Source organism: Sphingomonas sp. AOB5, from assembly GCF_029433115.1.
Lineage (GTDB): Bacteria > Pseudomonadota > Alphaproteobacteria > Sphingomonadales > Sphingomonadaceae > Sphingomonas.
Map to the genome: position 1 here is coordinate 71714 of NZ_JARNTV010000010.1, position 24711 is coordinate 96424.

Consider the following 24711-nt stretch of genomic DNA (forward strand, 5'->3'; position numbering starts at 1 on the left):
CGAGCGAAGTCGAGACACGGTGACGGAGTACCGACCCAGGTTTCTCGACTTCGCTCGAAACGAACGGATGTGTTGATGACCCAGACTTACGACGCACTCATCATCGGCGGCGGGCATAACGGCCTCGTCTGCGCCTTCTATCTCGCCAAGGCCGGCCTGAAGGTCCGCGTACTCGAACGCCGCAATATCGTCGGCGGCGCCGCGGTGACCGAGGAATTCCACCCCGGCTTCCGCAACTCCACCGCCAGCTACACGGTCAGCCTGCTCCGTCCCAAGGTGATCAGGGACATGCGCCTGCACGAGCGCGGCTGGCGGATCATCGAGCGTACGATCAGCAACTTCTTCCCGCACGAGGGCGGCTATCTGAAGCTCGGCGGCGGCACCGCGCGCACCCAGGCCGAATTCGCCCGCTTCAGCCCGAAGGATGCCGAAACCTTCCCCAAGTACGAGGAAGCGCTCGAACGCGTCGCCGAGGTCCTGCGCGATCTCGCGCTCAAGACCCCGCCCAATGCCGGCAGCGGCGTCCGCGCCCTCCTCGCCGCCGCCTCGCAGGGCCGCCGCCTCGCCGGCATGGATATCGAGGCGCAGCGCGACGTGATGGACCTGTTCGTCAAGTCCGCCCGCGACTTCCTCGATAGCTGGTACGAGAATGAATATGTGAAGGCCGCGTTCGGCTTCGACGCGGTCGTCGGCAACTATGCCAGCGTCGATACGCCCGGCAGCGCATACGTCCTGCTCCACCACGTCTTCGGCGAGATCAACGGCAAGAAGGGCATGTGGGGCCACTCGGTCGGCGGCATGGGCGCGATCACGCAATATATGGCCGAGGCCTGCACCGATATGGGCGTGGAGATCAGCCTCGAAGCCCCGGTCGCCAAGGTGCTGGTCGATGGCGGCAGGGTCGCCGGCGTGAAGCTGGAAAGCGGCGAAGAGATCGCGGCAAAGATCGTCGCGTCGAACGCCGGCCCCGCCCTGCTCTATCGCCAGTTGGTCGACCGCAGCGACATGTCGCCCGAATTCGCCCGCCGCATGGATAACTTCAAGGCAGGCTCGGGCACGTTCCGCATGAACGTCGCCCTCTCCGAACTGCCCGACTTCACCGTCCTCCCCGGCAAGGAAAAGGCCGAGCATCACACCGCGGGGATCATCATCTCACCCACCCTCGATTACATGGACAAGGCCTTCACCGACGCCAAGGCGTTCGGCTGGTCGAAGGAGCCGATCGTCGAGATGAAGCTGCCCACCAGCGTGGACGATACGCTGGCGCCCCCGGGCCAGCACATCGCCTCGCTATTCTGTCAGCAATTCGCACCCGTGCTTCCGGACGGTCGCTCATGGGACGACGAGAAGGACAAGGCCGCCGACCTGATCATCGACACGGTGACGAAGCACGCCCCCAATTTCCGCAAGTCGATCCTCGGTGTGCAGATCCACTCACCGCTCGATCTCGAACGCAAGTTCGGCCTGATCGGCGGCGACATCATGCACGGCCATATGTCGCTCGATCAGCTCTGGGCCGCGCGGCCGGTACTGGGCCATGGCGACTATCGCGGACCGATCAAGGGCCTCTACATGTGCGGCGCAGGCACCCATCCGGGCGGCGGCGTCACCGGCGCGCCGGGGCATAATGCGGCGCATGAGATTTTGCGGGATCGTAGCGTGCTGGGCTGGCTGCTGGGGTAGGCCGCCCCGCCTCTACAGCGCCATCGTTGCGGCCTTCAGCACCAGCAGCCCGGCGACGATCAGCAACAGAAGTGCCCACCAGATCAGGTACCGCCGGAAGCGACGCGGATTCTCGTCTCGCATCACGGTTTCGGTGGGGAGGCCGCTTCTGCCTTTGCCAACGACCATCGATCCGTCGCGCAACGCCTGGACAAAGCCATAAGTGCCCGCCCCGAGCAGCCCCACAAACAGAAGCAGCATGAGATAATCGCCCTGCGCATCCGTCAGCATCGCGACCTCCTTCGATCTACGCTGCGGCGGCGGCCCGTCCTCGCAACCAATATAGCGGCACCGCACTGAGCATCAGCACCACGCTCCACGCCGCAGCCTCCCACCCGGTACCGATCATGACCCAGATCGAGAACGCAAACCCGAGTGCCGCCCAAGGCCGCGCCACGCGTTGCACCCACGCCGAGGCGCAGGCGCCCAGATAAAGCCAGATGGTCGCCGCGGCGGTGATGTTCAGCATGAACGTCATCAGCCCGGACAGTGTCCGGAACGCATTGCTCAGGATCAGCACGCTGGCCAGCGCGCTGGCGATCAGCATCACCGCCACCGGCACGTCGCGGCTGCTGGTGCGCGCCATCCAGCGTGGCAGCAATCCCGATCGCGCCATACCGAGCGGTACTTCGCCGACCAGCAGCACATAACCGTTCAGGCAGCCCAGCGCCGAGATCATCGCGAACGCGGCGGCGAGCAGCCCTGCCTTGCTCCCCAGAAATTCGCCGACGAACAGCGCGATCGGCGCGCCCGAATCCGCCAGCGCCTGCCCTGGCATCGCATAGACGATGCCGGTCGACACCAGCAGGTACAGCGCGCCGGTCACCACCACGCCCGCCATCGTCGCCAGCGGGATGATCCGCCCCGGATCGCGAACCCGCTCTGCGCACACGCCCGCACATTCGAACCCCAGCAGCGCGAAGAAGGCGAGGCCCAGCGCCGGCGTGATCTGGACCGGATCGAACGGCGCATGCGCGTTCGTCGCGAACCGGCCCGGATCGGTGAACGCCAGCCCGGCCAGGATCAACACCACCACCACCAACGGCATCAGCTTGAGCAGCACGGTGACCACCTGCAGCCGCCCCACATCGCGCGCGCCGAGCAGGTTGAACAACGTCAGCGCCCACAGCATCGCCAGCGCGGCGAATGCGGAAACCAACGTGCTGGAGCCCAGCCAAGGCCAGAATTCGGCGAGATAACGCGACGCGGTCAGCGCCAGTACCGCATTGGCGCACCACAGGCTCACCCAGTAGCTCCAGGCGACCAGCATCGCGGGCAGCGGACCGAGCCCGCCCGCAACCACTTCCATCGCCCCGGTCGCTTCGGGTCGTACTGCGAACAGCCGCGAGAATACCCACGCGATCACCACTGCCCCCGCGATCGCCGCCACCCAGCCCGCTGCGCCGGTCGCGCCATAGGGGGCAAGTTGTGCGGGCAACACGAAGATCCCCGCCCCGATCATCCCGCCGATCACCATCGCGGTCGCAGTCCAGAAACCGAACGGACGCCCCTCTTTTGCAATAGTATCGGTCATGGACGATCCCCCTTTCCGGAAGTGAAGCACGGAAGCCGGCGCCCGACAAATCGCTTGACAATGTTCTTTATTTGTTCTATAAGCGCAGCCCGAAGCTTCGATCCCATTTCCGGCACCACACCACCTGCATCGCTCCGATGCGGGGCGCTTCAGCACGCTCAGTCGCGTGCGGGCGGGCATGAGCGGGCGAGTGCACGCGATGGGATTGTGACTCTTGTGACGTTTGCCGGCGACTCCATCGGCAGCGACGGGGAGAGGTTTGCGTGACGGCTTTGTCCATGAACAATCCTCCCCCGGAGGGGGAGGGGGACCGCGAAGCGGTGGAGGGGTAGTCTCCACAGGCGATGCCGCTCGTGGAGAAAACCCCTCCCGTCAGCCTCCGGCTGCCACCTCCCCCTTAGGGGAGGATTTGGGCAGGTGACGCCCCGCCAAATCTCGCGCTACACCGTAACAATGCAGCCCTTGCCCGCGTCCCGCTATCACCCCCGCCTTCTCGAAGCCGCGCTGGCGCTGCACGACAACCGGCTCCACGATGCCGAACCGCGGCTCAAGGCGCATCTGAAGGAAGACCCGTTCGATGTCGCCGCGATCCGCATGCTCGCCGAACTGGCCGGGCGGATCGGGCGCTACAAGGATGCGGAGAGCCTGTTGCGCCGCGCAGTCGAGTTGTCGCCAGCCTTCACGGCGGCCCGCGCCAATCTCGCACTGGTCCTCTACCGCCTCAATCGCCCGACCGAAGCGTTGGCCGAACTCGATCAGGTACTGGGCGAAGACCCCGACAATATAGGCCATGCGAACCTCAAGGCGGCCGCCCTCGCCCGCCTCGGCGGGTTCGATGAAGCCATCGCCCTGTATCGCGAGGTGCTCGATGCGGTGCCCGATCAGCCCAAGGTCTGGATGAGCTATGGCCATATGCTCAAGACCGTCGGGCGGCAGGCAGAGGGCGTCGCCGCTTATCGCAAGGCACTCGAATTCGCGCCAGGCCTCGGCGAAGTGTGGTGGAGCCTCGCCAATCTGAAGACGGTGAAGTTCGACGATGCCGATATCGCGGCGATGCAGGGTGCGCTGGCGGGAACCGGCATTTCGGACGAGGATCGCTTCCACCTCGATTTCGCACTGGGCAAGGCGTTCGAGGACCGCAAGCAAGCCGAAACCGCCTTCGCCCATTACGAGGCCGGCAACCGCCTGCGCCGCACCAGGGTCCGCTACGATGCGGACGAGACTGCGGCGTTCGTCGATCGCTCGATCGCGCTCTACTCGGCCGAGTTCCTCGATGCGGGGATCGGGCTGGGCTGCGATGCGCCCGATCCGATCTTCATCCTGGGCATGCCGCGCGCCGGATCGACGCTGATCGAGCAGATCCTGTCGAGCCACAGCCAGGTCGAAGGCACCACCGAGCTGCCCGACATTCCGGCGCTGGTCAGGGGGATCGAGAACTATCCTTCCGGCACCGGCCACCTTGCACCGCACAAATTCCGCGAACTGGGCGAGGCCTATCTCAAGCGCGCCGAGATCCAGCGCCAGACCGACCGGCCCTTCTTCATCGACAAGCTGCCCAACAACTGGGCGCATGTCCCGCTGATCCATCTGATCCTGCCGAATGCGAAGATCATCGATGCGCGCCGCCATCCGCTCGGCTGCTGCTTCTCTAACTTCAAGCAGCATTTCGCCCGCGGCCAGACCTTCAGCTATGCGCTCGACGATATGGGCCGTTACTATCGCGACTATGTGCGGCTGATGGCGCATGTCGATGCGGTCCGCCCTGGGCTGGTCCACCGCGTGTTCTACGAAGCGATGGTCGACGATACCGAAGCGCAGGTTCGCGCCCTGCTCGCGGCGCTGGGGCTCGAGTTCGAACCCGCCTGCCTCGAATTCCACAAGAACGACCGCGCGGTCCGCACCGCCAGTTCGGAGCAGGTCCGCCAGCCCATCTTCCGCGACGGCACCGAAGCGTGGCAGCCCTTCGCGCCCTGGCTCGGCCCGCTCGAAGCGGCCTTGGGCGACGTGCTTACCGACTATCCGGCAGTGCCGCGCTCCATCTCGTCACCGGCGACGTAAGGGAAACGTCCCGCGACCGTTGCAAAACTGTCACGCTGCACCTGCGAACGACAGCTGCACGATCGTACAATATTGACGGTTGTTACGGGTGTGACACTCTCCGCTCAGCAGAAGCCTCTCTGCCGGAGACCGACCGATGCACGTTACCAAGCGCCGCGCCACTTTTGCCGCCCTGCTGCTCTCATCGGCGCTCGCCGCGCCTGCTTTCGCCCAGGATAGTGGCGGACAGGAGAGCGGGAACGAGGAAATCGTCGTCACCGCGCAGAAGCGCGAACAGAACCTGCAGGACGTGCCGATCAGCATCCAGGCGCTCAGCACGACGCGCCTCGACAATCTGAACGTCACCAATTTCGAGGATTATTCGCAGCTGCTGCCCTCGCTGTCGTTCCAGACGAGCCAGCCCGGCATCACCACCGTCTATATGCGCGGCGTCGCCTCGGGCGGCGACGGCAACCATTCGGGCTCGCTGCCCTCGGTCGGCGTCTATCTCGACGAACAGCCGGTCACCACGATCGGCGGCACGCTCGACGTGCACGTCTATGACGTGGCGCGTATCGAAAGCCTCGCGGGTCCGCAGGGCACGCTCTACGGCGCCTCGTCTCAGGCCGGCACGATCCGCATCATCACCAACAAGCCCGAGACCAGCCACTTCTATGGCCGCGTCGACAGCGAGCTGAACAAGGTCTCGCAGGGCGATTATGGCGGCCGCCTCGAAGGCATGCTGAACATTCCGCTGTCGCAGAACGCCGCGCTCCGCCTCGTCGGCTTCTATCAGCGTGATGGCGGCTACATCGACAATGTCTACAGCCTGCGCCGCTTCCGGCCGATTCCGGGCGGCATCACCGTCAACAACGGCGCCTTCGCCAAGGATGACTACAACTCGAACGACACCTGGGGCGGCCGCGCCGCGCTGAAGGTCGATCTGGACGACAACTGGACCGTCACGCCGACGGTGCTGTACCAAGAAAGTAAGACGAAGGGCTTTTTCGGATCGGATGCCCGTGTCGGCGACCTGATGGTCCAGCACTTCTTCGACGAATATCGCGACGACCGGTTCGTCCAGGCCGCGCTCACCATCGAAGGCCGGATCGGCAGCTGGGACGTCACCTATGCTGGCGCCTATCTCGACCGCACCACCGAAAGCTCGAGCGACTATACCGACTATTCCGAGGCGTATGACTCGCTCTACTCGTCGGTCGGCGGTCTGGCGGGCTATTTCTATCTGCAGAACGCCCTGGGCAACAATATCGACCCGCGCCAGCGCGTCGTCGGCACCGATCACTTCCGCAAGATGAGCCACGAAGTCCGCGTCTCCTCGCCGCAGGATTCGCCGTTCCGCGTCGTGGTCGGCGCCTTCTATCAGCGCCAGAGCAACGAGATCCATCAGGACTATATCGTCACCGGCCTGGCCCCCGCGCTTTCGGTCAACGGCTTCCCCGGCACGCTGTGGCTCACCCAGCAGAAGCGCGTCGACAAGGATTATGCCGCGTTCGGCGAAGCTAGCTTCGACATCGCACCGACGCTGACGATCACCGCGGGCGGCCGCTTCTACAAGTATGACAACTCGCTGATCGGGTTCTTCGGCTTCGGCCGTAACCCGGCGGGCCCGCCATACAATGGCGCGGGCAGCTCGCGCACCGGCGTCGCCGGCTGCTACACCACCACCGGCGCGCAGCTGCGCGACAATCCGGGCGGCACGTTGCTCCCGGCCGCGGTTCCGGGCAGCCCCTGCACCAATCTGGCCACCTTTGTCGGCGGATCGCTGATCCCCAAGTCGACCGAGGGTGACGGCTTCCTCTACAAGCTGAACCTGACCTGGAAGCCGATCGAAGACGTGATGCTCTACGCCACCTGGTCGAAGGGCTATCGTCCGGGCGGCATCAATCGCCGCGCGACGATCACGCCGTACGAGGCCGATTTCCTCACCAACTATGAAGTGGGCTGGAAGACGACGCTGGCCGACGGACTGATCCGCTTCAACGGTGCGGTCTATCAGCAGGAATGGGACAAGTTCCAGTTCTCGTTCCTGGGCCAGAACAGCTTCACCGAGATCCACAACGGCCCGAACGCCCGCATCCGCGGCATCGAGGCAGACGTGAACATCTCATCGCACGGCTTCAGCTTCACCGCTTCGGGCGCCTATACCGATGCGAAGACCACCAAGAATCTCTGCGCGGCGGACGATGCGACCTATGCCTGCACCGCGGGCGGCAACTTCATCGCCGCACCGAAAGGCACCCGCCTGCCGATCACGCCGCGGTTCAAGGGCAACATCACCGCGCGGTACGACTTCGCGTTCAACGGCCTCGACTGGTTCGTCCAGGGCGTGCTCGCGCATCAGAGCAGCGCATCTTCGGATATCCGCACCGCAGTGATCCAGGCCGGCACCGGCAATGTGGTGAACCCTGCCCAGCTGCTCGGCCGCCTGCCCGCCTATACCACGGCGGACTTCTCGTTCGGCGCGAAGCTCAACGACTTCTCGGTCGAGCTGTTCCTGGCCAATGCGTTCGACGAGCGCGGTCAGATCTCGCGCTTCCAGGCCTGCGGCAGCTGCTCGCAGCGGCCCTATGCGGTGTATATCCGCCCGGCCACGTTCGGCGTCCGCGTCGGCACCAAATTCTGATCGTCGCGCACCCTCTCCTCCCCTGAGGGGGAGAGGGTCAGCGGCCTCAGATCCCGCCGTCCACTGCCTCGCGCCCGGCTTCGCTCAGCCCGGCGATCAGTGCTTCGGCGCAAGCATCCACCACAAGCTGATCGGTCGCGCGGATCACGAAGTTCGCGCCCACGCGTCCCTCACGGAAAAAGGGATAGCTGCCGATCGCCACGCCTTCATGCGCGCGCTCGACCGCACCCAGCAGATCGGCGATCTCGCTTTCCGGCACCCAGCATCCCACGGTGCGTGACAGCAACGGCCTGCCGCCTTCCAGCTCGCCGGTCAGCGCGTCGAGCATCTGCGCGGCGATATGCGGCACTCCCGCCAGCACGAACAGATTGTCGTCCACCCGGATGCCCGGCGCGCCGGACATGCGATTGGGGATCAGATCGGCCCCGCCCGGCACCCGCGCCATGCGCAGCCGTGCTTCGTTCAGCCCGCCGCGCGTCGCGTAATAGCGTTCCAGCGCCGCCCGCGCCTGAGGATGGATGACCACCGGCACGCCCAGCGCCGCCGCGATCGCATCCACCGTGATGTCGTCATGGGTCGGCCCGATGCCGCCGGTGGTGAACAGATAGTCGTTGCGTGCGCGCAACTGGTTCACCGCCTCGACGATCGCCGGCTGCACATCCGCCACCACCCGCACCTCGGCCAGGCGGATGCCCTGCGCGTTCAGCCAGGTGGCAAGCTGCGCGATATTCTTGTCCTGCGTCCGGCCGGAGAGGATCTCGTCCCCGATCACAACCAGCGCCGCTGTCCAGATCCTCTCGTCCATAGTGGCGCCGTACTCACTCGCAAACCGCGGCGCAAACGACTATATCGCCCGCATGACCGAGTATGTGAGCGTCACCGCCGACACCCCCACCGCCCGCACGGGCGCGATCAAGCTGCATGGGCCCGAGGGTTTTGCGGGCATGCGCGCCGCGGGCCAGCTCGCCGCGACGATCCTCGACGCGCTGCCGCCGCATGTCGTGCCGGGCGTCACCACGGCCGAGATCGACGATATCGTCCGCAAGATGACGCTCGACGCAGGCGGCGTGCCCGCCACGCTCGGCTATCGCGGCTACACCCACAGCTGCTGCATCTCGATCAACCATGTCGTGTGCCACGGCATCCCGTCGGATCGCACGCTGAAGGACGGCGACATCGTCAATATCGACGTCACCCCGATGCTGGGCGGCTGGCACGGCGACACCAGCCGCATGTTTCTGGTCGGCGATGTCGGGCTGAAGGCGCGCCGTCTGGTCGACGTCACCTATGAATGCCTGATGCTCGGCATCGAACAGGCGAAGCCCGGCAATTATCTCGGCGACGTCAGCCATGCGATCCAGGTTCATGCCGAAAAGCATCGCTATGGCGTGGTCCGCGACTTCTGTGGCCATGGCCTCGGCCAGATCTTCCATGACGCGCCCGAGGTCGTCCATGTCGGCCGTCCGAAGACCGGCCCGATGCTCAAGCCGGGCATGTTCTTCACCATCGAGCCGATGATCAATATCGGCCGTGCCGACGTGAAGCTGCTCGACGATGGCTGGACCGCGGTGACCCGCGATCGCTCGCTCTCGGCCCAGTTCGAACATTCGATCGGCATCACCGAGACCGGCTGCGAGATCTTCACCGCCAGCCCCAAGGGCCTGCACCAGCCGCCCTACTGACGGCTGAAGCGATCCGCGCTCCAAATGGGTGCGCGGCGAGCGGGGGAGGTGTCCGGGGGCGTCCGCTCGCCGCGCGACGCGATCACGCGGTCGCGATCAGCGTCTGCTCGTTGCTCACCGCCGCCGGCGACTCATTGGTCACTTCGCATCCGGTCACATTGTGATTGGCGTAGGAGAAGCTGCCCTTGCCGTTCCACGCCTTGTCGACTGCCAGCGCCGCGCTGAACTGCGCCAGATAGCTGCCGATCGCGGGCGGCGGCACCGACACGACATATTGCCCGCTCAGATGCACCAGCATCGTGTCCTGACCGAAACCGGTATGGAAGATGCTGCCGGTGACCTGCGGCAAATGGGTCTGGCCATAAGGCGGCGGCAGCGCCTGGGTGATCTCGCCCGATCCCATGATCTGCCCGGTCACTGCATTCACGCCGAGCTGAAGGTGCAGCGCCGGCGCGCCGACAGGTCCCTGCTGTTCGACCAGCAGGTTGACCAGATAATATCCGACAGGTTCCGTCATTTGATCTCTCCTGAAGATTTAAGTCGAGTCGCGCCCGTATCTTCAGGAATCCATGGAGTCATCTTGGAGTCAACGAGACACAACCAAGATGGCGTCAATAGTCATTGTATAGATTCGACATCGCATATCGCCCATTGTCGAACGAAATACTGATGAATTGCCGAATAACTATTTAACGATCTGGGAAATGCGGAAAGCCTTATCCCACGAATGCCCGCTCGATCACGAAGTGACCCGGCGCGGCGTTCGATCCTTCGATGAATCCTTTCGCCGCCAGCATCGCTGCGAAGTCGCGGATCATGTCCATCGATCCGCACAACATGATCCGGTCATGCTCGGCATCGAAATCCTGCGGCCCCAGCACGGGATGGCGGAACAGTGTGCCATCCTCCGCCAGCGCCTGGATTCGGCCACCGGTGCGGAACGGCTCGCGGGTGACGGTGGGCACATAATGGAATTGCAGCAGCGCCTGTTCCTGCACCAGCGGATCGCTGGCCAGTTGCGCGGTCAGTTCGTCGGCATAGGCCAGGTCGCTGACCCGGCGCACGCTGTGCACCATGATCACCTGCGCAAACCGGTCATAGATTTCAGGATCGCGCGCCACGCTCAGGAACGGCGCAAGGCCTGTGCCGGTGCCCAGCAGGAACAGCCTTTTGCCCGGCAACAGCGCGTCGGACACCAGAGTGCCGGTCGGCTTGCGGCCCAGATAGAGGTGATCGTCGGGCCGGATCATCTGCAGCTTCGAGGTCAGCGGCCCGTCCGGCACCTTGATCGACAGGAACTCCAGTTCGTCGGACCAGGCGGGGCTCGCAATCGAATAGGCGCGCATCAGCGGCTTCTCGCCGTTCAGCAGCCCGATCATCACGAACTCGCCCGAGCGGAAGCGGAAGCTCGCCGGCCGTTCGATCGCGAAGCTGAACAGATGCTCGTTCCAGTGGCGGACCCACCGGACCCCGCTGGTGAAGAAACTGGCATGTTCGGGAAGCAGCGCCGGCGGGCGCGTGTGCAATGTCATGGGTAGCGATCTCAGTTGCGGGTGCGCGGAACGGGGGTGCGGCGGAGCACGTCGGAAGACTGGCCGATCGCCACGATGAAGGGAGAAAGTGCCTCGGGCTTCACGACCTGAGCCGCGAGCCGCTGGACCAGGCGATAGTCATTGTCGGCGGCGGCATGGAACAAAGCGAGCAGCATCGCCTCGTCGTCGTGGATGCGCGCGCAACCGGGCGATCCGAAGCGCAGCGGCCCCTCGCCTTCGGTATTGAGCAGGAACATCGCCATGTTGAAGTCGGGCAGCAATTCCGCCACCCGCCAGCGCTGAAACGAAGGCCCCAGTGCCGCGCAGGGGCAACGCTGCATCCCCATCGCGGCGACCCAGCTGCGCATCGACCACGCGATCATCTGCTCGCCCGGCGCAAGGTCGGTTATGGTCCGGTCGAGGAAGCGGTACATGGGCCATCTCCGAGTCACGCGTTATTGCGACTGACTCGCATTAGCTAGATTCGGATGGACGCGTCAACGCGCGATTTCGCGAATCTTGCGATCGGCTCGGGATCGCGGCTTCGCCTGCTCCATCATCGGGCAAGGTTTGGCCCGCTGCCCAATAAGTAGGCATTTGTTAATGATTGCAGGCCGCTCGATCGGCACTTTCTCTCGAAAGCCGCATTGGCACGCTTGATGCAAAACGCGCGGCAGGAGATGAGGCATTCCTCACCGAAACGCATGAAGGATAACAGGCGTGAAAAAGATCGAAGCGATCATCAAGCCGTTCAAGCTCGATGAAGTGAAGGAGGCGCTGCACGAAGTCGGCGTTTCGGGAATCACCGTGACCGAAGCCAAGGGCTTTGGCCGCCAGAAGGGGCACACCGAACTCTATCGCGGTGCCGAATATGTCGTCGACTTCCTGCCCAAGGTGAAGCTCGAAGTCGTGGTCGAGGACGCGCTTGCCGAGCGCGTGGTCGAAGCGGTTGCAGCAGCAGCGCAGACCGGCCGGATCGGCGACGGCAAGATCTTCGTGATGCCCGTGGAGACCGCGCTGCGCATCCGCACCGGCGAGCGTAACGAGAACGCCATCTAACGAAATTGACGCGACGCAGCATCCGTCCGATGCTGCAACGCGCAAACGTAATTTAATTGCCCGATTCGTCGGGTTCACGAAAGAGAGCGAAAGGGGTTCCCAATGGCGAATTCGGCCAATGACGTTCTGAAGATGATCAAGGACAACGAGATCGAATGGGTCGATCTGCGGTTCACCGATCCCAAGGGCAAGTGGCAGCACCTGACCATGGTTTCGAAGGTCATGGGCGAGGACGAGCTGACCGACGGCCTGATGTTCGACGGTTCGTCGATCGAAGGCTGGAAGGCGATCAACGAGTCCGACATGATCCTGAAGCCGGATCTGGACGCGGTGTGGATCGATCCGTTCTCGGCCACCCCGATGCTGATCCTGGTGTGCGACATCGTCGAGCCCTCGACCGGCGAGCTCTATTCGCGCGACCCGCGCTCGACCGCCAAGCGTTCGGAGGCCTATCTCCAGTCGCTCGGCATCGGCGACACCGTCTATGTCGGCCCCGAAGCCGAATTCTTCATGTTCGACGATGTCCGCTTCGAGAACAGCTACTCGACCTCGTATTACGCGATCGACGACATCGAGCTGCCGGGCAACACCGGCAAGGAATATGAAGGCGGCAACCTCGGCCACCGTCCGCGCGCCAAGGGCGGCTATTTCCCCGTCGCACCGGTCGATTCGGCCGTCGACATCCGCGGCGAGATGGTTTCGACCATGCTCGAAATGGGCCTGCCCTGCGACAAGCATCACCACGAAGTCGCCGCGGCGCAGCATGAGCTCGGCCTGACCTTCGGGACGCTGGTGCAGACCGCAGACCGCATGCAGATCTACAAGTATGTCGTGCATCAGGTCGCTCAGGCCTATGGCAAGACCGCGACCTTCATGCCGAAGCCGATCAAGGAAGATAACGGCTCGGGCATGCACACCCATATCTCGATCTGGGATAAGGGCACGCCGCTCTTCGCCGGCAACGGCTATGCCGGCCTGTCGGACATGTGCCTCTACTTCATCGGCGGCGTGATCAAGCACGCCAAGGCGCTCAACGCCTTCACCAATCCGTCGACCAACAGCTACAAGCGCCTGGTCCCGGGTTACGAAGCACCGGTGCTGCTCGCCTATTCGGCACGCAACCGCTCGGCATCGTGCCGCATTCCGTACGGCGCGGGCACCAAGGCGAAGCGCGTCGAGTTCCGCTTCCCGGACGCGCTGGCCAATCCGTATCTCTGCTACGCAGCGCTGCTGATGGCCGGCCTGGACGGCATCCAGAACCGCATCCATCCGGGCGAGCCGATGGACAAGAACCTGTACGACCTGCCGCCGGCCGAGCTAGCCGAAGTCCCCACCGTCTGCGCCTCGCTCCGCGAAGCTCTCGAATCGCTCGAGAAGGACATGGACTTCCTGCTCAAGGGCGACGTGTTCACCAAGGACCAGATCGAGAGCTATATCGAGATCAAGTATCAGGACGTCGCCCGCTGGGAGATGACCCCGAGCCCGGTCGAATACGACATGTACTATTCGGGCTGAGCCACCGGCTCACCCAAAACAAGAAGGGCGCCCGGAGCTTGTCCGGGCGCCCTTTTCTTTGTTTTATCCTCCCCCGCCAGGGGGAGGTGTCAGCGCAGCTGACGGAGGGGGAGGATTCCACAACACTTGCTGGGAATCCTCCCCCTCCGCTGCCTTCGGCGCCACCTCCCCCTACGGGGGAGGATTACCTCACTTCCCAATCTTCAACCGCAGCGAAGCGCCATACATGCGCGGCTCGCCCGCGATGAAGGTCGGCAGGCCCAGGCCGTCGCCGGTGTTGCCCGCATCCTTGATGAACTTGCGGTCGAACACGTTGGTGACGAAGCCTTCGATCCGCCAGCGCCCGTTCGGCGTCTCGATGCCGAAGCGGACGTCGCCCAGCACATAGCTGTCCTGATATTCGTCCTGCACCGTGTCGGCGATCAGGTTGTTCACCTGCAGCGCCGGCAGGTCGTTGTCGTCGTCGAAGAACACCTTGCTCTGCCACATCAGGCTCGGCGTCAGGTCCAGCACAACCGGACCCGCATCCACGCTGAAGCGCGCGCCCAGCGAGGCGCTGTGATCCGGCGACAGGCGGAACCGGTTGCCGTCGCGCGCACCGCTGGCGAAGCGGCTGTGGTTATAGGCATAGGTGCCGTACAGGCTCACCCAGTTCGCCGGGTTCCAGCGGAACTGGCCTTCGAAGCCATAGCTTTCGGCCTTGCCTGCATTCACGACGACGAAGCTCAACCCCTGCTGCTCGATCGTCTGGAAGTTGCTGTAGCGGTAATAGAAGACCGACCCGTCGAGGAACAGGGTGCGGTTCGCCAGCACGGTCTTAGTACCCACTTCGAAGCTGTCGACCGTTTCCGACGGCAGCAGGCTGAAGCGCGGCGCGCCGAACGGCACCGAGGGGCCGGTGACGCTCAACACTTCCGGGCGGCGTCCCCGGGCATAATTGGCATAGACGCTCACCTGCGGGCTGAACTCGTACCGGGCGATCGCACGCCAGGTGAAACCGCTATCGGTCAGCGTCTGCGCCACGCGGCCGCCATTGCCCGCGGTCGGCTGGGTGAACAGCGCGAACAGCGGGAAGCTGGCCGAGACCGGCAGGTTCGCCGCACCCGGCGTCGCCAGCAGGGTGAAGAAGCCGGGGATCGCTGCCGGGGGCAGCGTGCCCGCAAACTGGAACGCCGCCAGCATCGAACGGCCATTGGTCACCGACGAGGCGAAGCCGGTTTCCTTGCTGTCATGGGTATAGCGCACGCCCGCGCCGACTTCGAACCGGTCGGTCACATGGAAGGTCGCGTCGCCGAACAGGTCGAAGCTCTCGGTCTTCGAATCGTTGGTCGAGCTTTCGCGATAGGCCGGACCGAAATTCGCCGCGATCGCGTTGGCTGCCGGGGTCGGCAGCAGCGCCGCGGCCGAACCGAGCGAGGCGCGCAACAGGCTGCCGGTGAAGGCGGGGTTGGTCAGCACGCTGAACGGTGCCGGCACATTCGCCGGACGGCCCGGGATCAGCCCGCCACCGGCGAGCACGCCCGGCACCTGGGCGTCGACCAGACGCGCCAGCGCCAGCCGCTCGTCGAACTGCAGCGGGGTGCGCTGCAGACCGCTCTCGCGATAATAGGTGCCGCCGACGAACGCGGTGACGCGGTCGTTCGAATAGGTCAGGCGCAGCGTGGCCATGGTCTGGTCGCCCTGCGCATCCTCGGCCGCGGTCAGGATCGGCAGCGAGATGCCGTCCGGATCGAACACTTCGATGCCCGCGAACTCACGATACGAACCGATCGCATTGATCGAGAGCGTGTCGGAGAGTTCGTAATTGGCGATCGCGGTCACGCCCCACACGTCGCGATCGAGGCCCAGCGACTTGCCGCCCTCGAAGCCCGCGCCGGCAACCAGCGCCGCGCCAGAGTTGCGGCCGGTATCGCCGATCACCGCGCCGGTGGTGGGATCGGTCGGCACGAATGCGGTCGACTTGAACGAGGTGCCGGTCGCGCGGTCGTGCTGGTAATTGCCGATCACGTCGAGGGTGAAGGCGCCCGGCGCCCAGCGGACCGATGCGCGGACGGCCTCGGACTTGATGCCGTTATAATCGTCGCCGCCCAGCAGATTCTCGACATAGCCGCCGCGCTCGCGGATGCGCGATGCGACGCGGATCGCCAGCGTGTCGGTCAGCGGCAGGTTCACCGTCTGGTCGATCCGCCACGAATCGAAATTGCCATAGGTGCCCTGCACCATGCCGTATCCGCCGCTCGGGTCCGCCTTGGCCTGGATCAGGTTGACCGCACCGATCAGCGCGCCGCGGCCATACAGGGTCGATTGCGGCCCCTTGGCGATCTCGACGCGCTCCAGGTCGAACAGCTCGACATAGGAGCCGCGCGACTTCGAGATCGACACGCCGTCCTGGAAGACCGAGACGCGCGGCTCGTTGAACGCGCTGCCCGAGTCCGAAGTGATGCCGCGCATCACGAAGCCGGGATTGTTCGGCGACTGGTTCTGCACGTCGAAACCGGGGACGAACTGGCCCAGCCGGTCGAATTCGGTGATGCCGTTATTGTCGAGGAAGTCGCCGGTATAGGCGGTCAGCGCGAACGGCACTTCGTTGACGGTCTGGCGCACCAGCTGCGCGGTGACGACGATCTCGCCATTATCCTCTCCGGCGGCGGGCGCCTCGGGCGCGGCTTCCTGCGCGGCGGCGGGCGCGGCGATCAGGGCAAGCGGGCTGACGAGCGCGAGTAGCGCGATGCGAACGGACATGATTGGACCCCTTTACGCGGCACGGGCCATTCCCCGCGCCTTGACCACGGGCCTTGCGCCGGGTTCGTGACGGCAATGTTGCGATGCAGCGTAGATTGCGTGACTCGAAGAAGGAGTCGCAAACCGTGGCAAAATCGACCCATTTTGCGGCACCGCAAAACTGTCATGAAAGGTACGCGGAGGAGTCATCGAAACCGCATCCAACTGTCAGCTAGCATCCCTAGAGGCCCCCTCAACCAACGAAACGGGGGCGTCATGACCAAGACTTTCAAGCTCATTCTCGCGGCGGGCATCAGCACGCTCGCACTCGGCACTGCCAGCACCGCGATGGCGCAGACCAGCACGCCCGCGACTCAGGAAGAAGCCGCCGAGGAAGGCCCGATCCAAACCTCAAACGAGATCGTCGTTCAGGGCGCCATCGGTTTCCGCAACCGTTCGGAAACGACCGTCCCGACGCTCGTTTACGACACCGACTATTTCCAGCGCTTCGAGCCGCTGACCGCCGGTGACGCGCTGAAGCGCGTTCCCTCGGTCACCTTCCTCTCGGACGTGATCGAAAGCGACGGCGCCCGCCTGCGCGGCATGGATCCGGGCTATACCCAGATCCTGATCAACGGCGACAAGGTCCCCGGCTCGAACGCCGACCGCAGCTTCTTCCTCGATCGCATCCCGGCCGAACTGATCAGCCGCGTCGAGATCGTCCGCTCCAACTCGGCACGCCGCACCGGCGACGCGATGGCGGGCACGCTCAACATCGTGCTGCGTGACGGCTATCAGCTCGACGGCGGCTATATCCGCGTCGGCGGCCTGCGCTTCGACGACGGCAAGGTGAAGCCGAGCATCGGCGTGGTCTATGGCGGTGAATTCGCCGGCGGCCGCCTGCTGATCGGCGGCAACATCCAGGGCCGCTACAACCCGAAGCTCAAGTCGAGCCTGCGCTACAGCGACTCGCCCGAGAACAATCCGAACTACGCGACCGCGAGCTTCGTGAACCGCGAAGACCAGACCGATACCCGCGACGGCACCGATTACGCCTTCAACGCGACCTATGGCATCGAGTTCGGCGGCACCAAGGTCGAGCTGAGCGGCTTCTACGTGCAGACGATCCGCACCGAGACCGAGCGCTCGTTCGAATATAACCGCGCGACCGGCAATTTCGGCCCGGTCCCGGGTGCCAGCAGCGCCACCGCCGGTCTGCTGACCGACAATGCGAACGTGAACCGCATCAACCAGGAAAACTACAGCATCAACGGCAAGATCAAGCAGAACTGGGGTGCCGGTGAGACCACGCTGAAGATCGGTTATGCTGCCTTCTCGGACAATCAGAAGGAAACCGAGAACGAGATCGATTTCGATCGCGCCACGCCGCGCTTCACCGGCGACCTGACGCTCACCCGCGTCGCTGACACCGAATTCTCGGTCAGCCTCGATCACGAGATCGATCTGGGCGAGGGTCTGGACGTGGTCTTCGGCGGCTTCGTGCAGGACAAGACGCACGACATCGACCTGCGCACCGCACGTCAGCGTTTCAACCTGACCAATCCGCTGCGCACCACCTGGAACCAGTTCACCCAGAACCCGACCTCGTTCCTGACGACGCCGACCTTCCTGCTGCCGCCGACCGGTGGCCTCGACATCGTCAAGGAAAACCGCCGCGACGGCTTCGCGCTGGTCGAGGGCAAGAACGGCGTCATCTCTTGGGAAGCGGGTCTCCGCTACGAGCATACCAGCGTCACCAGCACCGGCACTGCCGACCGCGACTATGGCATCCTGCTCCCCTCGGCTTCGGCCAAGATCGAGCTGACTCCGTCGGATCGCATCACCGTGTCGGGCGCCCGCACCGTGCGCCGCCCGCGCCTCGATTACCTCACCCCGATCACGCTTCTGGCCGAGCTGGGTGACAACGATCTGCAGGGCAACCCGGCGCTCCGTCCGGAAAGCGCATGGGGCGCAGACGTTGGTTACGAGCATCGCATCGGCAGCACCGGCGTGGTCGGCATCAACTTCTTCTACCGCAACGTCACCGACCTGATCGAGCTGGCCAACACCGGTGTGACGGGTTCGGAAGGCGCCGGCACCTTCGTGTACCAGCCGCGCAACACCGGCGACGGCCAGGTCTATGGCGTCGAGTTCGATCTCTCGACCGACCTGCGCTTCATCGGCCTGCGCAACACCGGCGTGTTCGGCAACTTCTCGTATCTCGAGAGCGACATCGACGATGCGCTCGGCTCGCGCCGCTTCAACGGCCAGTCGAAGTACGTCTTCAACGTCGGCTTCATCCAGAACCTGCCCAGCGTCGGCGGCGCATTCGGCGTTACCTATCGCAAGCAGGGCGGCGCGTACGACCGCACCATCGGCGAGGAAGTGACCACCAACTACGGCGCGGACCTCGAAGTGTTCGTCGAAAAGCGTTTCGGCAACAGCTTCACCATCCGCGCGGTCGGCTCGAACCTGCTCGACGGCTCGAAGGACGAAGTGTTCAACAAGTTCACCACCTTCGGCGACCAGCAGTCGCGCAGCTTCGACGAGTATGAAATCGAAACCGAACGCGCTGGACCGGTGTTCCAGGTCATGGCACGCCTCGCGTTCTGATGATGATGAACAAGCTCAGTGCATCGCTGCTGTTCGGCCTGCTGCCCCTCGGGGTGGCAGGCTGCTCGGCCCAGGAAGCCCGCCCCGCCTTCTCGAAGGCGCCCACCGCCTCGGTTCAGCCTCGCGGCGAGACCAAGCCGGTCGGCACCGGCAATGCGGACGCAGCCGACGATCCCGCCATCTGGCGCAACGCGGCCGATCCGGCCGCCAGCCTGATCGTAGCGACCGACAAGAAGGCCGGGCTGTACGTCTATAACCTCAAGGGCGAGATCCAGTCGTTCCTCGACGCCGGCCGCGTCAACAATGTCGACCTGCGCGACATGGGCGCCGCCGGGATCATCGTCGCGGCGAGCGACCGCAACGACAAGGTGAACCCCAAGCTCGCCCTGTTCCGCCTCGATCCCGCCACGCGCAAGCTCACTCTGCTCGGCCATGTGCCGGTCGGCACCGGCGAAGCCTATGGCGTCTGCCTGTATCGTGAAGGCGACAAGCTCACCGCGTTCAACGTCATCAAGGACGGCACGATCAATCAGGTCGAACTCGACCTGACCGGCGCCGCGCCTTCGGGCAAGATCGTCCGCACGATGAAGCTCGGCACCCAGTCGGAAGGCTGTGTCGTCGACGAGCGCACTCACCGGCTCTACGTCGCCGAGGAAGATGTCGGCATGTGGCGCTTCGATGCACGCGCAACCGGCAGCACCGAAGCGATCAAGCTCGCCAGCGCGGACGGCTATCAGATCGTCGCCGATACCGAAGGCGTCGCGCTGGCCGAGATCGGCCCGGACAATGGCGGCTATCTGCTGGTCTCCAGCCAGGGCGACAATGCCTATGCGGTCTATCGCCTCAGCGACGACAGCTATGTCGGCCGCTTCCGCATCATGCCCGGCAACGGCCTGGGCGGCACCGAAGAGACCGACGGCATCGAACTGATCGTCGGCGATTTCGGTCCCGACTATCCAGGCGGCCTGTTCATCGCACAGGATGGCATCAACCCGCCCAGTGCCCAGAATTTCAAGCTGGTCGCCTGGGACGATATCCGCGCGGCGCTGAAGCTGGACTAAGTCTGGCTTCACTGGAATAAAGACAAGGGCCGGGGCATCGCTCCGGCCTTTTCTTTGCGACCTGAGTGAAATTGGGGAGGCTATTGTAATGACCGCATCGGCTTGCAGTGGAACTTCCGAAAAATCACCGCGTTACGCGCATTACATCATGCGCGCCTTCATCGCCCTCCCCCTGCTCCCCCTCGCCGCCGCGTGCAGCAGTGGCGGTAGCGGCGGCAGCACACCGACCCCGACGCCGGCGAACGCCGCCCCGGTCTTCACTTCGGCCGCCAACGCAACCGTCCTCGAGAACGTCGCCGCCGCCTATCAGGCAACCGCGACCGATCCCAATGGCGATCCGCTGACCTTCTCCATCGCCGGCGGCCCCGATGCGGCGCGGTTCACCATCACCACTGCGGGCGCACTCAGCTTCAATCCCGCGCCCAATTTCGAAGCGCCCACCGATGCCGGTGCGGACAATGTCTACGACGTCCAGCTCCGCGTCAGCGACGGCGCGCTCAGTGCCACGCGCGACGTTTCGATCAACGTCACCAACAGCCGCGAAGGCATTCAGGTCCGCCGCGTCGGCACCGGCTTCAACCAGCCGGTCTTTGTCGCCCCGGTCAATGGCGATCCACGCGTCCTCGTGATCGAGAAGGGCGGCGGGGTATGGTATCTCGATCCGACCACCGGCACCAAGACGCTGGAAACGACGATCGGCAATATCTCCACCGATGGAGAGCGCGGGCTGCTCGGCATCGCGCCGCGTCCCAATTTCCTCCTGACGCGCCAGGCCTATGTCTATTGCACCGCTCCTGACGGCACGATCGAGATCCGCCTCTATACGATCGGCACCCTGCCCTACACAGTGGTGCTGAGCATCCCGCATCCCGGCTTCAACAATCACAATGGCGGCTGGATCGCTTTCGGTCCGGACGGCTATCTCTATGCCGCGACTGGCGATGGCGGCGGCACGGGCGATCCGGGCAACAATGCCCAGAATCCCAATTCGCGGCTCGGCAAGATCCTGCGCATGAACGAGGGAATCGCGAGCGTGACCCCGGCGCCCGGCAATCCCTATATCGGCGGCGGCGGCGATCCCTATGTCTTTGCGCTGGGCCTCAGGAACCCGTTCCGCAATTCCTTCGCGCTCGATGGGCGCCTCTATATCGGCGATGTCGGCCAGGGCGCGATCGAGGAGATCAACGTCGTTCGTCCGGACCAGCCGGGCCTGAACTTCGGCTGGCCGTTTCTCGAAGGCACCCAGCCATATCGTGGCACCGCCCCGGCGGGCCTGACTGCGCCGGTATCGCAATATGGACACGGCACGGGTCCCACCCAGGGCGCGTCGATCATCGGTGGCTATGCCTTCACGGCGACGAGTCCGGTGCTGCCGGGCCTGTACGTCTTCGGCGATTTCGTCAGCGGCAATATCTGGACGGTCCCGGCAGCCTCGCTGGTCCAGGGCAGCCTGTTCCCCGCCGGCAGTTACGAGCGCCGCAACGCCGATTTCACCCCCGATGTCGGCACCATCGATCAGCTGGTTTCGTTCGGCAGGGATAATTCGGGATATCTCTACCTGATCGATCTGGACGGCGAAATCTTCAGGGTGCTCGTGAACTAGGGCGGCATTGCCCCCGCCGCTTCCCGGGCCTAGCCTGCCGCCATGAAGCACCTCCTCCTGAGCGCCCTCGCGATGCTGATCGCCGTCCCCGCCTCTGCCCAGCTTTCGAAGTCCGAGAGCAGAATCGTCGCCACCATCGATGCCGAAGCCGAGCGCACGCTCGGCGTGCTGGAGAAGATGACGGTCATCAACAGCGGCACGCTGAACCCCGCGGGCGTGCGCCAGGTCCATGACCTGCTCGTCCCCGAATTCGAGGCGCTGGGCTTCACCGTCCGCTGGTCGGATATGACCAGCACCGGCCGTTCGGGCCATCTGATCGCCACGCACAAGGGCAATGGCCGCGGCAAGCGGATGCTGCTGATCGGTCATCTCGACACGGTGTTCGAACCCTCCTCGCCCTTCCAGAGCTGGAAGCGCGAAGGCGATCGCGCGATCGGCCCGGGCGTGGTCGACGACAAGGGCGGCATCGCGGTGATCCTCGCGGCCCTTCGCGGCATGCAGGCCGCGGGCACGCTGAAGAACGCCGATATCGTCGTGGTGCTGACCGGCGACGAGGAACGCATCGGCGCGCCCGTCGATGTCGCGCGCAAGGACCTGATCGAGGCCGGCGAATGGGCCGATGTCGCGCTCGAATTCGAGAGCCTCGCGCGCGAAGGGGGCACGGATTACGGCACCGTCGCCCGTCGCAGCTCGTCCAACTGGATGCTCACGGTAAAGGGCAAGACCGGCCACTCCAGCACCGTGTTCGGCAAGGAGCTGGGCTATGGCGCGATCTATGAACTGGCCCGCATCCTCGACACCTGGCGCCGCGAAGTGGTCGAGCCGAACCTGACCTATAATGTCAGTGTCGTCGGCGGCGGCACCCCCGCCAGCATCGACGCGGCGCTGCTCACCATCACCGGATCGGGCAAGACCAACATCGTCCCCGAAACCGCGATCGCCCGCGGCGACCTGCGCAGCCTCACCCCCGAACAGGATGCCCGCGCCCGCGCGAAGATGCTCGAGATCGCAGGCCAGAACCTGCCCGGCACCAGCGCCACCTTCGTCGTCGATGCCGGCTACCCGCCGATGGCCCCGACCGAGGGGAACCGCGCGCTGCTCGCCCGGCTGAACGGCGTGAACAAGAGCCTCGGTCTGCCCGAAATGCCCGAATACGACCCCGCCAAGCGCGGTGCGGCAGACTCCAGCTTCGTCGCCGCGCTGGCCGACACCATTGCCGGCATGGGCCCGTGGGGTGGCAACAGCCATGCCGAAGGCGAGTGGCTCGACATCCCCAGCATCAGCCTGCAGGCAAAGCGCGCCGCGATCCTGATGACGAGACTGGCGGCGGAAAAGCGCTGACTCCCCAATCCTCCCCCGCCAGGGGGAGGTGGCGCCGAAGGCGACGGAGGGGGAGGACTCACTGCACAGAGTGAGGCGCTTACCTCCCCCTCCGTCAGCTGCGCTGACACCTCCCCCTGGCGGGGGAGGATTTGCGAGCCAGACCTAGGTTGCAACCCGCAACGCAAGTCGCCATCTAACGCTCCGTACCGAAAGCTCGAATCAATCGGAGAGTGGGATGCGCAGCTACCTGAAGCACTATATCGACGGCGCCTGGGTCGACAGCGAAGGCGGCAAGACGCACGCCGTCATCAATCCCGCCACCGAGGAAGCGACGACCGAGATCACGCTCGGCACCGCTGCCGATGTCGACAAGGCGGTCACCGCTGCCCGCCGCGCATTCGAGGCCTTTTCGCGCACCAGCGTCGAGGAACGCGTCGCGCTGATCGAACGCGTGCTCGAGGAATACAAGAAGCGCACCGGCGACATGGCCGAAGCGATCAGCCTCGAAATGGGTGCACCGATGAGCCTGGCCAAGACCGCGCAGGTCGGTTCGGGCATCGGCCATCTGATGTCCGCCGCCAAGGCGCTCAAGGAATTCGAACTCAGCGAGACCATCGGCAATTCCGAAGTCGTGCACGAGCCGATCGGCGTCGTCGCGATGATCACGCCGTGGAACTGGCCGCTCAACCAGATCGTGTCGAAGGTCGCCCCTGCCCTCGCCGCGGGCTGCACCATGGTCCTCAAGCCCAGCGAGGAAGCACCGACCAACGCGATCATCTTCGCCGAGGTACTCGACGCCGCCGGCGTGCCTGCGGGCGTCTTCAACCTCGTCAATGGCGACGGCCCCGGCGTCGGCACCGCGCTGTCGACCCATAAGGGCGTCGACATGGTCAGCTTCACCGGCTCGACCCGCGCCGGCATCCTCGTCGCGAAGAACGCCGCGGACACGGTCAAGCGCGTCCATCAGGAACTGGGCGGCAAGTCGCCGAGCCTCGTCCTCGAAGGCGCCGACGGCGCGCGCGCCGTTCAGGGCACGCTGCGTTCGGTGCTGATGAACTCGGGCCAGAGCTGCATCTCGCCCACCCGCCTGCTCGTCCCACGCGAGCGTCAGGCCGAGATCGCGGCGATTGCTGCCGAAGCGATGAAAGCCACCCAGACCGGCGATCCGTCGCAGGAAGGTGCGCATCTCGGTCCCTTGGTCAACAAGACCCAGTGGGAAAAGGTGCAGGGCCTGATCGCCAAGGGCATGGAGGAAGGCGCGACGCTGGAGACCGGCGGTCCCGGCCGTCCCGACGGCATCGAGACCGGCTATTTCGTGAAGCCGACGCTGTTCTCGGGCGTCACCAACGAGATGACCATCGCCCGCGAGGAGATCTTCGGTCCGGTGGTCACGATCATCCCCTACGACACCGAGGAAGATGCCGTGCGCATCGCCAACGACACCGAATATGGCCTGTCCGCGGTGGTGTTCGGCTCACCCGAGGCGGTCCGCCGCGTCGCCCCGCGGCTGCGCGCCGGCATGGTCTATGTGAATGGCGGCCAGCCCAATCCGGACCTGCCCTTCGGCGGCTACAAACAGTCGGGCAATGGCCGCGAGCATGGCAAGTTCGGCCTGGTCGAGTTCATGGAAGTGAAGTCGCTCGTAGGGGTAAATGCGTAAGCCCG

Annotated in this window: 18 protein-coding genes; 11 read left to right on the forward strand and 7 right to left on the reverse strand. The window is 64.8% G+C overall.

From position 1 onward, the window contains the following. Positions 1-75 precede the first annotated feature (75 nt). Complete coding sequence (locus P1X14_RS06815) at positions 76-1683, forward strand: NAD(P)/FAD-dependent oxidoreductase (RefSeq protein ID WP_277314573.1); 1608 nt, start codon at positions 76-78, stop codon at positions 1681-1683. Positions 1684-1695: 12 nt separating this feature from the next. Here the strand turns inward: P1X14_RS06815 and P1X14_RS06820 are convergent, their stop codons facing one another. Together P1X14_RS06820 and P1X14_RS06825 are read right to left on the reverse strand one after the other, a co-directional pair. Continuing rightward, a complete protein-coding gene (locus P1X14_RS06820) occupies positions 1696-1953 on the reverse strand; it encodes a hypothetical protein (RefSeq protein WP_277314574.1) in 258 nt (85 codons plus the stop codon). A gap of 16 nt (positions 1954-1969) precedes the next feature. Continuing rightward, on the reverse strand, positions 1970-3256 hold the full coding sequence (locus P1X14_RS06825) for an amino acid permease (protein WP_277314575.1): 1287 nt from the start codon (positions 3254-3256) through the stop codon (positions 1970-1972). A gap of 453 nt (positions 3257-3709) precedes the next feature. Here P1X14_RS06825 and P1X14_RS06830 point away from each other — a divergent pair, with 453 nt between their 5' ends. Both P1X14_RS06830 and P1X14_RS06835 read left to right on the forward strand, forming a co-directional pair. Further along, entirely contained in the window at positions 3710-5314 is a 1605-nt protein-coding gene (locus P1X14_RS06830; protein WP_277314599.1) for a sulfotransferase, read from the forward strand. A gap of 136 nt (positions 5315-5450) precedes the next feature. Beyond that, complete coding sequence (locus tag P1X14_RS06835) at positions 5451-7937, forward strand: TonB-dependent receptor (protein ID WP_277314576.1); 2487 nt, start codon at positions 5451-5453, stop codon at positions 7935-7937. A gap of 46 nt (positions 7938-7983) precedes the next feature. Here P1X14_RS06835 and P1X14_RS06840 read toward each other — a convergent pair whose 3' ends face one another. Then, positions 7984-8742 (reverse strand): molybdopterin-binding protein, encoded by a 759-nt coding sequence (locus P1X14_RS06840; RefSeq protein ID WP_277314577.1) that lies wholly within the window; start codon positions 8740-8742, stop codon positions 7984-7986. 52 nt (positions 8743-8794) lie between these two features. Between P1X14_RS06840 and map the strand changes: the two genes are divergently transcribed. After that, a complete protein-coding gene (gene map, locus P1X14_RS06845; protein ID WP_277314578.1) occupies positions 8795-9619 on the forward strand; it encodes a type I methionyl aminopeptidase in 825 nt (274 codons plus the stop codon). Between the two features lie 82 nt (positions 9620-9701). On the opposite strand, the gene P1X14_RS06850 is transcribed toward map, so the two are convergent. The 3 genes from P1X14_RS06850 to P1X14_RS06860 form a co-directional block, all read right to left on the reverse strand. Further along, positions 9702-10136 carry a DUF1842 domain-containing protein gene (locus tag P1X14_RS06850; RefSeq protein ID WP_277314579.1) on the reverse strand — a complete coding sequence of 145 codons (435 nt, stop codon included), beginning with the start codon at positions 10134-10136 and terminating at the stop codon, positions 9702-9704. A gap of 199 nt (positions 10137-10335) precedes the next feature. After that, positions 10336-11151, reverse strand: a complete 816-nt coding sequence (locus P1X14_RS06855; RefSeq protein ID WP_277314581.1) for a ferredoxin--NADP reductase — start codon at positions 11149-11151, stop codon at positions 10336-10338. A gap of 11 nt (positions 11152-11162) precedes the next feature. Continuing rightward, entirely contained in the window at positions 11163-11585 is a 423-nt protein-coding gene (locus P1X14_RS06860) for a hypothetical protein (protein WP_277314582.1), read from the reverse strand. Positions 11586-11871: 286 nt separating this feature from the next. Here P1X14_RS06860 and P1X14_RS06865 point away from each other — a divergent pair, with 286 nt between their 5' ends. Both P1X14_RS06865 and glnA read left to right on the forward strand, forming a co-directional pair. Beyond that, the gene (locus P1X14_RS06865) at positions 11872-12210 is read left to right on the forward strand and encodes a P-II family nitrogen regulator (protein ID WP_169555415.1); all 339 of its coding nucleotides are present in this window, start codon (positions 11872-11874) and stop codon (positions 12208-12210) included. 102 nt (positions 12211-12312) lie between these two features. Beyond that, positions 12313-13725: a type I glutamate--ammonia ligase gene (gene glnA, locus P1X14_RS06870; RefSeq protein ID WP_277314583.1), complete on the forward strand. Its 1413-nt coding sequence runs from the start codon at positions 12313-12315 to the stop codon at positions 13723-13725. A gap of 189 nt (positions 13726-13914) precedes the next feature. Here the strand turns inward: glnA and P1X14_RS06875 are convergent, their stop codons facing one another. Continuing rightward, entirely contained in the window at positions 13915-16467 is a 2553-nt protein-coding gene (locus P1X14_RS06875; protein ID WP_277314584.1) for a TonB-dependent receptor, read from the reverse strand. 255 nt (positions 16468-16722) lie between these two features. Here P1X14_RS06875 and P1X14_RS06880 point away from each other — a divergent pair, with 255 nt between their 5' ends. The 5 genes from P1X14_RS06880 to P1X14_RS06900 all read left to right on the forward strand — a co-directional run bounded on the left by P1X14_RS06880 (position 16723) and on the right by P1X14_RS06900 (position 24706). After that, the gene (locus P1X14_RS06880) at positions 16723-19059 is read left to right on the forward strand and encodes a TonB-dependent receptor (RefSeq protein ID WP_277314585.1); all 2337 of its coding nucleotides are present in this window, start codon (positions 16723-16725) and stop codon (positions 19057-19059) included. Positions 19060-19064: 5 nt separating this feature from the next. Next, positions 19065-20120, forward strand: coding sequence for a phytase (locus P1X14_RS06885; protein ID WP_277314586.1), 1056 nt, complete (start codon positions 19065-19067; stop codon positions 20118-20120). Positions 20121-20208: 88 nt separating this feature from the next. Continuing rightward, positions 20209-21723, forward strand: coding sequence for a PQQ-dependent sugar dehydrogenase (locus tag P1X14_RS06890; RefSeq protein ID WP_277314587.1), 1515 nt, complete (start codon positions 20209-20211; stop codon positions 21721-21723). Positions 21724-21765: 42 nt separating this feature from the next. Next, positions 21766-23064 carry a M20/M25/M40 family metallo-hydrolase gene (locus tag P1X14_RS06895; protein WP_277314588.1) on the forward strand — a complete coding sequence of 433 codons (1299 nt, stop codon included), beginning with the start codon at positions 21766-21768 and terminating at the stop codon, positions 23062-23064. 217 nt (positions 23065-23281) lie between these two features. Further along, positions 23282-24706: an aldehyde dehydrogenase family protein gene (locus tag P1X14_RS06900; protein ID WP_277314589.1), complete on the forward strand. Its 1425-nt coding sequence runs from the start codon at positions 23282-23284 to the stop codon at positions 24704-24706. Positions 24707-24711 lie beyond the last annotated feature (5 nt).

Coding starts and splice junctions, on each gene's coding strand:
- glnA (WP_277314583.1), top strand. CDS start 12,313: ATGGCGAATTCGGCCAATGACGTTCTGAAGATGATCAAGGACAACGAG.
- P1X14_RS06825 (WP_277314575.1), bottom strand. CDS start 3,256: ATGACCGATACTATTGCAAAAGAGGGGCGTCCGTTCGGTTTCTGGACT.
- P1X14_RS06895 (WP_277314588.1), top strand. CDS start 21,766: ATGAAGCACCTCCTCCTGAGCGCCCTCGCGATGCTGATCGCCGTCCCC.
- P1X14_RS06890 (WP_277314587.1), top strand. CDS start 20,209: ATGACCGCATCGGCTTGCAGTGGAACTTCCGAAAAATCACCGCGTTAC.
- P1X14_RS06900 (WP_277314589.1), top strand. CDS start 23,282: ATGCGCAGCTACCTGAAGCACTATATCGACGGCGCCTGGGTCGACAGC.
- map (WP_277314578.1), top strand. CDS start 8,795: ATGACCGAGTATGTGAGCGTCACCGCCGACACCCCCACCGCCCGCACG.
- P1X14_RS06815 (WP_277314573.1), top strand. CDS start 76: ATGACCCAGACTTACGACGCACTCATCATCGGCGGCGGGCATAACGGC.
- P1X14_RS06830 (WP_277314599.1), top strand. CDS start 3,710: ATGCAGCCCTTGCCCGCGTCCCGCTATCACCCCCGCCTTCTCGAAGCC.
- P1X14_RS06860 (WP_277314582.1), bottom strand. CDS start 11,585: ATGTACCGCTTCCTCGACCGGACCATAACCGACCTTGCGCCGGGCGAG.
- P1X14_RS06875 (WP_277314584.1), bottom strand. CDS start 16,467: ATGTCCGTTCGCATCGCGCTACTCGCGCTCGTCAGCCCGCTTGCCCTG.
- P1X14_RS06880 (WP_277314585.1), top strand. CDS start 16,723: ATGACCAAGACTTTCAAGCTCATTCTCGCGGCGGGCATCAGCACGCTC.
- P1X14_RS06840 (WP_277314577.1), bottom strand. CDS start 8,742: ATGGACGAGAGGATCTGGACAGCGGCGCTGGTTGTGATCGGGGACGAG.
- P1X14_RS06850 (WP_277314579.1), bottom strand. CDS start 10,136: ATGACGGAACCTGTCGGATATTATCTGGTCAACCTGCTGGTCGAACAG.
- P1X14_RS06885 (WP_277314586.1), top strand. CDS start 19,065: ATGAACAAGCTCAGTGCATCGCTGCTGTTCGGCCTGCTGCCCCTCGGG.
- P1X14_RS06855 (WP_277314581.1), bottom strand. CDS start 11,151: ATGACATTGCACACGCGCCCGCCGGCGCTGCTTCCCGAACATGCCAGT.
- P1X14_RS06835 (WP_277314576.1), top strand. CDS start 5,451: ATGCACGTTACCAAGCGCCGCGCCACTTTTGCCGCCCTGCTGCTCTCA.
- P1X14_RS06820 (WP_277314574.1), bottom strand. CDS start 1,953: ATGCTGACGGATGCGCAGGGCGATTATCTCATGCTGCTTCTGTTTGTG.